An 11,639-nucleotide genomic window follows, 5' to 3' on the forward strand; every position below is an offset into this window, starting at 1 on the left:
TGGATCGGCCCCGACGGGGGAGTCGCGTCCGGGGGAATGCGCATGCTGAACGCCGTACGGAAACTGCCCCGCTGGGCGCTGGTGGTGGCCGGTGTGCTGGCCGCCGTGCTCGTGGTCGCCGTCGCGTGGAACGGCATCGCCCGCATCGGAACCACCAAGGTCACCGCCTACTTCCCGTCCACGTCCGGTTTGTACGCGGGTGACGACGTGCGGGTGCTCGGCGTCAAGGTCGGCCGGATCGACGCGATCGAGCCCGGCGCCGACCGGGTGAGGGTGACGATGACCCTCGACCGCGGTGTCGACGTCCCCGCCGACCCGCGGGCGGTGATCATCTCGCCCTCGCTGGTCTCCGCGCGGTTCATCCAGCTCGCGCCCGCCTACACCGGCGGCCCGAAGCTGAGCGACGGCGCCGTGATCCCCATGGAGCACACCGCGGTACCGGTGGAGTGGGACGACATCAAGGCGGAGCTGTCCAAGCTGGCCACCGCGCTCGGCCCCGTCGGCGACGACAAGCAGGGCTCGTTCGGTCGCTTCGTCGACACCGCCGCCGACAACCTCGACGGCAACGGCCAGCGGTTCCGCGACACACTGCGGGAGTTGTCGGCGACCTTGAGCACGTTGTCCGACGGTCGCACCGATCTGTTCGGCACCGTGCGCAACCTGCAGAAGTTCGTCGAGGTGCTCTCGGCGAGCAACGAGCAGATCGTGCAGTTCGGCGGACGGCTGGCGTCGGTGTCCTCGGTGCTGGCCGGCGTCTCGGCGGATCTCGGCGCCGGACTGGACAATCTCGACGCCGCGGTGGCCGACGTGCGCCGGTTCCTGGACACCAGCGGCGCCGAACTCACCGAGGGCGTGCAGCGGCTGGCCGACGCCACCCAGGTGCTCGCCGACAAGCGACCGGAGCTGGAACGGGTGCTGCACTCCGGTCCGACCGCGCTGGTGAACTTCTACCAGATCTACAAACCGGCGCAGGGCACCCTGACCGGCGCCATCGCCCTGAACAACCCCGCCGACCCGCTCGGTTTCCTGTGCGGCTCGGTCCGCGCGCTGGAGACCAACGACTCCGATCGCAGCGCCGACCTCTGCGCCCAGTACCTGGCGCCGGTGATCCAGAGCCTGAGCATGAACTACCTGCCGATCATGTCGAACGCGGCCAGCGGCGTGACCGCGTTCCCGGACCAGCTGGTGTACACCGACCCCAGCCTGGCCGATCGGGCCGCGAGCCAGACACCCGCGCGATCGCAACCCGCGCCGGTGAGCGTGCCGGACGGCATCGCCGGACTGGCCATCCCGGGAGGAGTGCGATGAGGCCGACCCGGCGGATACGCCGCACCGCCGCCGTCGCGGTGGGGCTGGCGGTGGCGCTCGGCGTGTCCGGTTGTCAATGGGACGGGCTGAACTCGCTGCCGATGCCGGGCACCGAGGGCAGCGCGCCGGGCTCCTACCAGGTGCGCATCCAGATGCCGAATGTCACCACGCTGACCAGGAATTCGCCGGTGCGGGTGCACGACGTGACGGTCGGCACGGTCTCCAAGATCGAAGTCGAGGACTGGCACGCGCTGGTCACCGTCACGCTGAATCCCGACGTGCGGCTTCCGGCGAACGCGGTCGCCAAGATCGGGCAGACCAGTCTGCTGGGGTCCAATCATCTCGAGCTGTCCGCGCCCGTCGATCAGCCTCCGGAAGGCCAGCTGAAGGCGGGTGACGTCATCCCGCTGGCGCGGGCAGGGACCTACCCGACCACCGAGCAGGTGCTGTCCTCGCTGTCGGTGGTGCTCAACGGCGGCGGCGTCGCCCAGCTGGAAACCATTACCCGCGAACTGAATTCCGCGCTCACCGGGCGGGAGGACGCGATCCGCGACCTGCTGCCGCGGCTGAACGAGCTGACCTCGAACCTGGACCGGCAGACCGCGGACATCATCGCCGCCATGAGCGGCCTGGACCGTCTCGGCGGGCAGCTGTCCCAGCAGCGCGACCTGGTGGCGGCCGCCATCGAGCAGATCCATCCGGCGTTGACCGTGTTGGCCGACCGCAGGGCGAACATCACCAGGGCGCTCACCGCGCTCGGCGAATTGAGCGACGTCACGCAGCGGATCATCGACGCCAGCGGCAACGACCTGAAGGCCAACTTGCACAGCCTCGTCCCGGTGCTGCGGTCGCTGTCCGACACGGGCGGCAACCTCACCGAGGCGCTGAAGATCCTGGCCACCTTCCCGTTCCCGATGAAGAACCTCGACCACGCCATCAAGGGCGACTACCTGAACCTGTTCATGACGGTGGATATCACGGGGCGGCGGCTGGATTCGAACTTCCTCACCGGCACCCCGCTGGGCGGGCGCTTCGGCGGGGTGGAAGGAGCGCTGGGCAGCTTCGCGCCGGGTACCGCCGCGCAGAACGGTGACCCGGCCACCGGGCCGCTCCAAGCGCCGCCCCCGGCGAGCCAGCCCAGCCCGACCATCCCCGGTCTGCCGCCGATACCGGGACTGCCCGCGATTCCCGGGCTGACCGTGCCCTTGCCGGGCAACACCGCACCGCAAGGGGGTCCGGGACAGTGAAACTCACTCCGTTCGTCCGTACCCAGCTGATCATCTTCTCCGTGCTGACGGTGATCGGCCTGGTGGTCATGGGCGGCACATATGTGAAGTTGCCCGCGATGTTCGGCATCGGGCGCTACGAGGTGACGGTGAAGCTGGCCGCCACCGGTGGTCTCTACCCAACGGCCAACGTCGCCTATCGCGGCACGAATGTCGGTGTGGTGAAGGAAGTCCGGCTGACGTCGGCAGGTGTGGACGCGAAGCTGTCCATCGGCAGTGACTACAAGATCCCCGCCGACGTCGACGCCTGGGTGCGCAGCGTGTCCGCGGTCGGCGAGCAGTACGTCGACCTGGTGCCGCCCGAGCGCCGCACCGGCGGAAACCTGCGTGACGGCAGCGTGATCCCGGTGGAGCGCACCAAGCTGCCGCAGGACGTCGGCACGCTGCTCGATCAGGCCGACCGGTTGCTGTCCAGCGTCGCGGACACCCGGCTGCGGCAGGTCATCGACGAGGCGTTCCTCGCGTTCAACGGCGCCGGGCCGGACCTCCAGCGGTTCATCGACTCCGCGGCGCTGCTGGTGCAGGAAGCGCAGGCCAACGCCGAACCGACGAAACAGTTGCTCGACCAGATCGGGCCGCTGCTGGACACCCAGATCCGCTCGGATGCCGCGATCCGTTCCTGGACCGCCGATCTGGCCACGGTCACCGATCAATTGCGCGGCCACGACCCCGCGCTGCGCGGCGTGCTGAACAAGGGACCGGCCGCGATGCAGCGGGTCAGCGCGCTGTTCAACGATCTGCGGCCGACACTGCCGCTGCTGCTGGCGAACCTGGTCAGCGTCGGCCAAGTGGGCGTCACGTATCACGCTGGACTGGAACAGGTCCTGGTGATCTACCCGCCATTGGTCGCCGCGCTGCTCACCGCGGTCCGCGGCCCGCTCGAGTACGGCGCCCTGGTCGACTTCATGTCGCTGGTCAACGACCCGCCCGCGTGCACCACCGGCTTCCTGCCGCCGGACCAGCGCCGCTCGCCGAGCGAGCTGGACACCCCGGACACGCCACCCGGCCTCTACTGCAAAGTGCCGCAGGACGCGCCCGAGGCGGTGCGCGGTATCCGCAACACCCCGTGCGCCGAGATCCCCGGTGTGCGCGCCCCGACGCCGGAGCTGTGCCGGAGCGGGTACTTTCCGGTGGGCAACAACCCGCCCTTCGGGCCGCCGCAGCCGGTCACTCCCTCATCCGCGCCCATCGATGAACCCGCTGGTGTGGCACCCGCGAGTTACGGCGGCGGCACTCCGGCCGCCGCGCGGGCATACGACCCGGCCACCGGTGTGTACATCGGCACCGACGGGCGCACATACCGACAGGGCGATATCGGACCGGGCGGTTCGGGCACGGTACCGTCGAGCTGGCAGGCGATGCTCGAGGAGCAGCAACGATGAGTGAGCGCAACGGAGAAGGTCACCGCACGCGGCGGCGCGCGGTGCGCTCGGCCGGGCCCCCGGTCGAGGAGAACGCGACCGCCACACCCGCAGAAGCGAAGCCCTCGGCCACTGCGGCCCGCGGCGCTGGAACAGCCGGAGTTACCGAAACCATGCCCGCGACCTCGGTGGCGAAGCAAGTCGCCGCGCAGGCCACGCCCGACTCAGTCGCACCGACTGCCCAGGTCGCCGAGGCGAAAACGGGTGCCGAATCGGATGCGGTCGCGGCGGATACGGCGGGGGTCGCTGCCGCGAAGGTGGACGCCGAGCCGGACCCGGCCGATCGGGCAGCGGTTGCCGCAGCGCGAATGGTCGCCAGGGTGGATGGTGCCGAGGCCGACGATACATCGCTCGCCGAGGCGAAAACGGGTGCCGAATCGGATGCGGCCGTGGCCGACAAGGCGGGGTTCGCTGCAGCGAAGGCGGAAACCGAGCCGGACCCGGCTGGCCGGGCAGCGGTTGAGGCCGCGGGAACGATCGCCAGGGTGGACGGTGCCGAGGTCGGCAAGACATCGCTCGCCAACGCGAAAGCGGCCCCCGAACCGGACGCGGCCGTAGCGGGCAAGGCGGGAGTCGGTGCCGCGAAAGCGGATGCCGAGCCGGACCCGGCTGGCCGGGCAGCGTTTGCCGCAGCGGGAACAGTCGCCGGGGCGGAGGATGCCGAGTCCGGCAAGACATCGCTCGCCAAAGCGGAAACGGACGCCGAGCAGGACACCGCCGAAGCTGACCAGGCAGCGGCCGCCGCTGCGGGGACCGAGGCCGAGCAGGACACCGCCGAGGACTCGCCGACCGAGAAAGAGACCGCGCAGCCGCGGAATCGCGGCGTCGCGCGGGTCCTCGCGCTGGCCGCCGCAGCGCTGTTGGTGGTCGCACTCGTGTGCGGTGCGACCCTGTCGGTGTTCGCGATGCGCTCGGCGCACGAACGCGACGAGCGCCGCGCCGAGTACGTGCAGACCGCCAGGCAGGCGATCGTCAACCTCACCACCATCCGCGCCGACTCGGCCAAGCAGGACATCGACCGGATCCTGTCGCTGGCCTCCGGCGAGTTCAAGACCGAGTTCGACGGCCGGGTGGACCCGTTCACCAGCATCGTGCAGCAGGCCAAGGTGGTATCCAGCGGCGAGATCGTCGAGGCCGCGCTGGAGAGCGACGACGATCGCTCGGCGCGTGTACTGGTCGCCGCCAAGCAGACGCTCACCAACGCGGGCCAGGCCGAACCGCAGACCAGGTACTACCGGTTCCGGGTCACCGTCTCCCGTGGCGACACCGGCCTGACCGTCTCCGACGTGGAGTTCGTGGCATGAACCTGAACGGAATTCGAAGCAGGATCCTGCTCGCGGTGCTCGGCGTCGTGGTCGCGGCGGCCGCGGTCATCGGCGGCGTCAACGGATACCGCTACTGGGACGACCGGCAGGCCGAGCAGGCGCGCAAGGACGCGGTCGCCACGGCCGGCCGCACCGTCGAGGCCATGTTCACCTACAGCCCGCAGACCGTGGACACCGACCTGCGGAAATCGGCCGACAACCTCACCGGCGACTTCCGCGAGGACTACCTCACACTGATCGACAAGCAGATCGCGCCGGGCGCAAAGGAAAAGCAGCTCACCGTCACCGCGACCACACAGGCGGGCGGAGTCGTGTCCGCCGACCGCTCGCACGCGGTCGTCCTGCTGTTCCTCAACCAGGTCATGACGAGCAAGGACACCCCGCAGGGCACCACCACTGGCAGCCGCGTGCGCGTCAGCTTGGCGAAAACCGACTCGCGCTGGTTGGTCGAGGCCGTCACACCGGTCTGAGCCGCCCGCGAACTAGACCCAGAAATTCATGCCCAGCGTCGGCAACCGGGCTGCTCAGACGCTCATCTCTGGGTCGATCTGGGTGAGCATCGAGCGCACGCAGGCCCTGACTCCGAGTCAGTAACGCGACGAGGTTAGACGAATGGCGGCGCGACCTGCCCCGGCCAACCGCCTTTCGACTACCCTCGCGAACTCGTCCCCGGATCCCGGGGCAGACGCACGGTGAACGTCGTTCCTTCGCCGGGCGTGCTGCGGACGCCGACTGTGCCGCCGTGCGCGGTGACCAGGGCTTGCACGATGGACAGGCCGAGGCCGGTGCCGCCGCTGGTGCGGGTGCGGGAGGTGTCGGTGCGGTAGAAGCGCTCGAAGACGCGTTCGGCCTCCTCCGGCGGCAGGCCGGGGCCGGTGTCGGCGACCTCGAGCAGGACGTGGTCGGCGGCGGGTGTCAGCCGGACCGTCACCGCGGCGTCGGGTGCGGTGTGCGTGACGGCGTTGTTCATCAGGTTGGCAAGGACTTGGCGCAGACGCGCCTCGTCGCCGACGACCTCCAGCGTCCCTTCGCCCGGTTCTACTTTCAGCTCGATGGTGCGCACCGGTCCGTCGGTGTGTCCTGCGGCGACCACCGCGCGCGCGTTGTGCACCGCGTCGCTGGCGATGGCGAGCAGGTCGACCTGCCCCAGTTCCAGCGGGCGTTGGGCGTCCAGCCGCGCGAGCATCAGCAGGTCTTCGACCAGCACGCCCATCCGCTGGGACTCACGTTCGATGCGGTCCATGAACGTGCCAGGATCGCCGGGGGCGCCTTGGCGGTACAACTCGGCGAACCCGCGGATCGTGGTCAGCGGGGTGCGCAGTTCGTGACTGGCGTCGGCGATGAAGCGACGCATCCGCTCCTCGGAGCGCCTGGCCGCCTCCTCGGACGCCTCGGTCGCGGTGAACGCGCGCTGGATCTGCGCCAGCATGCTGTTCAGCGATCGGGACAACCGGTCGACCTCGGTGTTGGTGCCCCGCACCGGCACCCGGCGGTGCAGGTCGCCGTCCGCGATCGCCGCGGCGATGCTCTCCACCCGGCGCAGCGGCCGCAGACTGCGCCGCACCATGAAGTACGCGATCACCGCGAGCGCGGCCAGGACGATCGCCCCGACGATCAGTTGCAGCATGACCAGCCGGTGCACCGTGTCGGTGTTCTGAGTGAGCGGCAGCGCCACCGTGGTCGTGCCGTCCGTAGTGCGCACCGTCAGCACACGCCACTCGGTCGGTCCCTTGACGGAGCCAACGGTGTATGGACCTGATCGCGGTGTCGCCGGTAGGTCCGGCTCGGTGTCGACACCGAAGGTCGGGATCAGCACTATGCGCCCGTCGGTCCTCAACGAGCGCACGTAGAACTGGCTCGGGGCGTGGCGCGGATCGGGCGGCAGCACAGGCGGTGGAAGCGGCCGCCGCGACCACTCCATCGCGCCCTCGCGCAACTGCTGATCGGTCCGGTCGGTCAGCTGCTGTTCCAAGCCGGAGGTGACCACCATGCCGGAGATGAGCAGGCCAAGCCCGGCGGTGAGCACCAGCAGGACCATCAACGTCACGCGCAGGGGGATCGCGGACAGCAGCTCGGAGGCTTTCACGCGTGCCGTCGCGATCTTGCTCGGGCTCACGTTCCGCTCTTGCGATGGGGCGCGCGCATGACATAGCCGACGCCGCGCAGGGTGTGGATCAGCCGGGTATCGCCCGTGTCGACCTTCTTGCGCAGGTAGGAGACGTAGGTTTCCACCACGCCGACCTCGCCGCCGAAGTCGTAACGCCAGACGTGATCGAGGATGCGCGGCTTACTCAGCACCGTTCCGGCATTGACCATGAAATACCGCAGCAGTGTGAACTCGGTGGGGGACAGGGCCACCGGCTCGCCTGCCTTCCATACCTCGTGGGTGTCGTCGTCGAGCTCGATGTCCTCGAAGCGGATGCGCGAACTCTCCCGCTGGGGAGCTGCCTGACCCGCGCGGCGCAAGATGACGCGCAACCTCGCCACGACCTCCTCCAGGCTGAACGGCTTGGTGACGTAGTCGTCGGCTCCCAAGGTGAGGCCGGTGACCTTGTCCTGCACCTCGTCCCGTGCGGTCAGGAACAGCACGGGCGCGTCGACGCCGTCGGCGCGCAACCTGCGCAGCAGGCCGAAGCCGTCCATCCCCGGCATCATCACGTCCACGATGAGCGCCTGGGGACGGAACGTGCGCGCCTTGTCCAGCGCTTGGGCGCCATCGGCGGCGGTGTCCACCTCGAAGCCCTGATAGCGCAGGCTCACCGCGAGCAGTTCGACGATCATCGGTTCGTCGTCGACCACCAGCACCCTGGCCTCGGGGTGCGTGCGCTCACTCATGGCTTCATGGTGCAGCACCCGGCTGCGAAGTTCCTGGCTCCGAGCTGGGTGATTCCTGTGAGCCGCGGGTCGGCCGAACGCCTGCTCAGCGCGGCTCGCGGGATTCCGGGTACACGTCCTCGTCGGTCAGCAGCGCGCTGCCCGCGACCTGGCCCTGCGCCAGCGCGTCCAGGAAGGCGCGAGCCCAGCGGTCCACGTCGTGCGCCAGCACCTGGCGGCGCAGCGCTCGCATTCGCCTGCGCTTGACGTCCCGGTCGTCGCCGAGCGCGGCGACGATGGCGTCCTTCACGTCGTCCAGGTCGTGCGGGTTGCACAGATACGCTTGGCGCAGTTCGGCGGCGGCGCCGGTGAACTCGCTCAGCACCAGGGCGCCGTTGAGTCCGCTGTGGCTGGCGACGTACTCCTTGGCGACCAGGTTCATGCCGTCGCGCAGCGGCGTCACCAGCATCACGTCGGCGGCAACGAAGAACGCGATCAGTTCGTCGCGGGGAATCGGCCGGTGCAGGTAGTGCACCACCGGATAGCCCACACGCGCGAACTCGCCGTTGATGCGGCCGACCTGACGCTCGATGTCGCCGCGCATCTGGATGTAGCTCTCGACGCGCTCGCGGCTGGGCGTGGCCAGCTGGATCATGACCGTGTCGGCCGGATCGATCCGGCCCTCGATGAGCAGCTCCTCGAGCGCGTTGAGCCGGATGTCGATGCCCTTGGTGTAGTCCAGGCGGTCCACGCCGAGCAGGATGTTCTTCGGATTCCCCAGCTCGGCCCGGATCTTCGCGGCGCGTTCGCGCACCGACCTGCGCCGGGACTGCTCGTCGAGGTCGGCCGAGGCGATCGAGATCGGGAACGCGCCGACCCGCACCGTGCGGAATCCGACCTGGACGACGCCGAGCTTGGAGCGCACGCCGACCGAGCCGCGCGAGGTCGGCTGCCCGGCCAGCCGACGAGCCAGGTAGAGGAAGTTCTGCGCGCCGCCGGGGAGATGGAAGCCGATCAGGTCGGCGCCGAGCAGGCCCTCCACGATCTCGGTCCGCCACGGCATCTGCATGAACAGCTCGACCGGCGGGAACGGGATGTGCAGGAAGAACCCGATGGTCAGATCCGGGCGCAGCATGCGCAGCATCTTGGGCACCAGCTGCAGCTGGTAGTCCTGCACCCACACGGTCGCGCCCTCGGCGGCGACCTTGGCGGTGGCCTCGGCGAAACGCCGGTTGACGGTGACGTAGGCGCTCCACCACTTGCGGTCGTAGACCGGCCGCACGATCACGTCGTGGTAGAGCGGCCACAGCGTGCCGTTGGAGAAGCCCTCGTAGTAGTCCGACACCTCTTGCGCGGACAGCGGGACCGGATGCAGTTCGAGGCCGTCCTCGATGATCGGATCCACGTCGACGTTGGGAACCCCCGCCCAGCCGACCCACGCGCCCTTGTTGTTGCGCAACACCGACTCCAACGCGGTCACCAGACCGCCCGGGCTGCGTTTCCATCGAGTGGTGCCGTCGGGAAGTCGATCGAGGTCGACGGGGAGGCGATTGGCGACGACGACGAAACCGGAGCCCGCGTCGGGACCGGTGGTTCCGGTCGCGGTGTCAGCAGTCGAGGTGTCTCTGGCGTGCTCGGAGTCGTCGGACGGGTTCATCTGGTCCACTCACGCATCCTTTGCGCGTTGCTGTATCCCGCTGGAGTTGTGTAGTCGACGTCGCCGTTGGCGTCGAGATCGAGACTATTCGCCCCGGGCGCTCGGTCCAATACCCAACATAGACAACAACATCCGGCATTCGTCGGCATCTTCGGCATAGGCCGCGACCACCCGCTGCGCCTGGCGCGCGGTCTCGTCGGCGAGTGGCTCCAGATCGTCGTCCGCAATGTCGTTGGCGCTGCCCTTCGCGGCCATTGTCAAGTCCTCCCGGCTCAGTGCGCTCGTACGTGCGAAAAGTCAATGGTATGCGACGCTGGGAGAGGCGTCCGCCGGGGCGGCGACCGCCGCGTGCCACCCGACACCAGGTCACCCGGTCGGTGCGCCGACCCCGCGCGTCCCTATACCGTGGGGAGCGCAGCACCAACTCCACGAAAGGGTCGATATGCCGCTGGCCACGGTGAACGGGATTTCCCTCAACTATCAGGTGAAGGGTGACCGCGCCAGGGGCACCGACGTCAAGGGCTCGGCGCCGCTGGTGGTCATGATCATGGGCACCGGCAGTCCGGGCCGGGTGTGGGAGCTGCATCAGGTTCCGGCGCTCGTCGCGGCCGGTTACCGGGTGTGCACCTTCGACAACCGCGGGATCGCGCCGTCCTACGAGGCGGCTTCCGGCATGACCATCGACGACCTGGTCGCCGACACGGCCGCCCTCATCGAATTCCTCGGTGAGGGCCCCGCCCTGGTGGTCGGTACGTCGATGGGCGCGAGGGTGGCCCAGGAACTGGCGCTGGCGCGCCCCGACCTGGTGCGCAAGGCGGTCTTCATGGCCGGTCACGGGCGGCTCGACCAATTCCAGAAGACGCTGTCGCTCGGCGAACACGAGCTGGACGCCAGCGGGGTGAAACTGCCGGCGAAATACGAGGCCGCGATTACCGCGGTGATGAATCTCTCGCCCGCCACCATGGCCGAGCCGAACGCCGCCCGCGACTGGCTCGACCTGTTCGAGTTCACCGGCGGACCGGTCCCGCCCGGCATCCGCGCGCAGCGCAGGATGGACCACGATTTCGACCGGGTACAGGCATACCGGGCGATTCGAGTGCCCTGCCTTTCGATCGGATTCGCCGACGACCGGATGATTCCGCCGTACCTGTCCAGGGAGATCGCCGACGTGATCCCCGGTGCGCGATACCAGGAGGTGCCGGACGCGGGACATTTCGGATATTTGGAGCGGCCGGAGGCGGTCAACAAGATTTTGCTCGACTTCTTTGCGAGCTGATTGCGAGGCCGCCGACGTGCCCGCCGGGTAAGCGCCAAGGCGTAACGTCTTGCTTGCTAGTGTCGAAACAACGCTCGGGGACTCTCGGCGCCGGTGGCTTGTCAAAACCCGGCGCCGTGCGAACCAAGAGCGATCCCGTACATTGCGCCAGTATCCAGTGAGGTGAAATTGAGCACCAACCCCTTCGATGATGAAGACGGCCGCTTCTTCGTCCTGGTCAACGACGAGGAACAGCACTCCCTGTGGCCGGCCTTCGCAGAGGTTCCAGCCGGATGGCGAGTCGTGTTCGGCGAGGACAGCCGCGCCGCCTGTGTCGAGTACGTGGAGAAGAACTGGACCGACATGCGTCCGAAGAGCCTGCGCGACGCCATGGCCGCGGACGATGCGGCCCGCCAGGGAGCGCAGCCCTGATCGCGCGGTAGTCGATACTGCGCCGGGGACGATTCGACCGCCGACTGTGTGACATCGAAACCAGGTGTCACACAGTCGGCGTGCCCGGCTATGATGACAACCGCTTTCCCGCCTCCTTAGCTCAGTGGTAGAGCACTCGCC

General features: G+C 68.9%; 11 protein-coding genes. 7 read left to right on the top strand and 4 right to left on the bottom strand.

The window, feature by feature from the left end; all coding sequences use genetic code 11:
* Window positions 1-36: 36 nt before the first annotated feature.
* Genes ON34_RS02400 through ON34_RS02420 form a run of 5 tightly spaced genes read left to right on the top strand, consistent with a single transcriptional unit; the run spans window position 37 to window position 5,810 of the window.
* On the top strand, window positions 37-1,308 hold the full coding sequence (locus ON34_RS02400) for an MCE family protein (RefSeq protein ID WP_040773478.1): 1,272 nt from the start codon (window positions 37-39) through the stop codon (window positions 1,306-1,308).
* Window positions 1,305-2,555: an MCE family protein gene (locus tag ON34_RS02405; RefSeq protein ID WP_040773481.1), complete on the top strand. Its 1,251-nt coding sequence runs from the start codon at window positions 1,305-1,307 to the stop codon at window positions 2,553-2,555. Before ON34_RS02400 ends, ON34_RS02405 begins: the two co-directional genes overlap by 4 nt.
* Window positions 2,552-3,976: an MCE family protein gene (locus tag ON34_RS02410; protein ID WP_040773484.1), complete on the top strand. Its 1,425-nt coding sequence runs from the start codon at window positions 2,552-2,554 to the stop codon at window positions 3,974-3,976. Before ON34_RS02405 ends, ON34_RS02410 begins: the two co-directional genes overlap by 4 nt.
* Window positions 3,973-5,319: an Rv1363c family protein gene (locus tag ON34_RS34310; RefSeq protein WP_157172143.1), complete on the top strand. Its 1,347-nt coding sequence runs from the start codon at window positions 3,973-3,975 to the stop codon at window positions 5,317-5,319. Before ON34_RS02410 ends, ON34_RS34310 begins: the two co-directional genes overlap by 4 nt.
* Complete coding sequence (locus ON34_RS02420; protein ID WP_040773487.1) at window positions 5,316-5,810, top strand: Rv1363c family protein; 495 nt, start codon at window positions 5,316-5,318, stop codon at window positions 5,808-5,810. The genes ON34_RS34310 and ON34_RS02420 overlap by 4 nt, the downstream gene beginning before the upstream one ends.
* A gap of 179 nt (window positions 5,811-5,989) precedes the next feature.
* Here the strand turns inward: ON34_RS02420 and ON34_RS02425 are convergent, their stop codons facing one another.
* The 4 genes from ON34_RS02425 to ON34_RS36710 form a co-directional block, all read right to left on the bottom strand.
* A complete protein-coding gene (locus ON34_RS02425) occupies window positions 5,990-7,378 on the bottom strand; it encodes a sensor histidine kinase (RefSeq protein WP_169333843.1) in 1,389 nt (462 codons plus the stop codon).
* Between the two features lie 74 nt (window positions 7,379-7,452).
* Window positions 7,453-8,175 carry a response regulator transcription factor gene (locus tag ON34_RS02430; RefSeq protein WP_040773490.1) on the bottom strand — a complete coding sequence of 241 codons (723 nt, stop codon included), beginning with the start codon at window positions 8,173-8,175 and terminating at the stop codon, window positions 7,453-7,455.
* An 85-nt stretch (window positions 8,176-8,260) separates the two neighbouring features.
* Window positions 8,261-9,811: an alpha,alpha-trehalose-phosphate synthase (UDP-forming) gene (locus tag ON34_RS02435; RefSeq protein ID WP_051022085.1), complete on the bottom strand. Its 1,551-nt coding sequence runs from the start codon at window positions 9,809-9,811 to the stop codon at window positions 8,261-8,263.
* An 84-nt stretch (window positions 9,812-9,895) separates the two neighbouring features.
* A complete protein-coding gene (locus ON34_RS36710; RefSeq protein WP_169333842.1) occupies window positions 9,896-10,066 on the bottom strand; it encodes a hypothetical protein in 171 nt (56 codons plus the stop codon).
* A gap of 187 nt (window positions 10,067-10,253) precedes the next feature.
* Here ON34_RS36710 and ON34_RS02440 point away from each other — a divergent pair, with 187 nt between their 5' ends.
* A complete protein-coding gene (locus ON34_RS02440) occupies window positions 10,254-11,087 on the top strand; it encodes an alpha/beta fold hydrolase (protein ID WP_040773493.1) in 834 nt (277 codons plus the stop codon).
* Between the two features lie 168 nt (window positions 11,088-11,255).
* Window positions 11,256-11,498: an MbtH family protein gene (locus ON34_RS02445; RefSeq protein ID WP_040773625.1), complete on the top strand. Its 243-nt coding sequence runs from the start codon at window positions 11,256-11,258 to the stop codon at window positions 11,496-11,498.
* Window positions 11,499-11,639: the final 141 nt, after the last annotated feature.

It is taken from the genome of Nocardia pneumoniae NBRC 100136 (genome assembly GCF_000308755.1).
GTDB lineage: Bacteria > Actinomycetota > Actinomycetes > Mycobacteriales > Mycobacteriaceae > Nocardia > Nocardia pneumoniae.

What these genes read in the sequence shown, in the direction of transcription:
- ON34_RS02400 (WP_040773478.1), top strand. Translation starts at nt 37, where the DNA reads ATGCGCATGCTGAACGCCGTACGGAAACTGCCCCGCTGGGCGCTGGTG.
- ON34_RS02405 (WP_040773481.1), top strand. Translation starts at nt 1,305, where the DNA reads ATGAGGCCGACCCGGCGGATACGCCGCACCGCCGCCGTCGCGGTGGGG.
- ON34_RS34310 (WP_157172143.1), top strand. Translation starts at nt 3,973, where the DNA reads ATGAGTGAGCGCAACGGAGAAGGTCACCGCACGCGGCGGCGCGCGGTG.
- ON34_RS02420 (WP_040773487.1), top strand. Translation starts at nt 5,316, where the DNA reads ATGAACCTGAACGGAATTCGAAGCAGGATCCTGCTCGCGGTGCTCGGC.
- ON34_RS02425 (WP_169333843.1), bottom strand. Translation starts at nt 7,378, where the DNA reads ATGGTCCTGCTGGTGCTCACCGCCGGGCTTGGCCTGCTCATCTCCGGC.
- ON34_RS02430 (WP_040773490.1), bottom strand. Translation starts at nt 8,175, where the DNA reads ATGAGTGAGCGCACGCACCCCGAGGCCAGGGTGCTGGTGGTCGACGAC.
- ON34_RS02435 (WP_051022085.1), bottom strand. Translation starts at nt 9,811, where the DNA reads ATGAACCCGTCCGACGACTCCGAGCACGCCAGAGACACCTCGACTGCT.
- ON34_RS36710 (WP_169333842.1), bottom strand. Translation starts at nt 10,066, where the DNA reads ATGGCCGCGAAGGGCAGCGCCAACGACATTGCGGACGACGATCTGGAG.
- ON34_RS02440 (WP_040773493.1), top strand. Translation starts at nt 10,254, where the DNA reads ATGCCGCTGGCCACGGTGAACGGGATTTCCCTCAACTATCAGGTGAAG.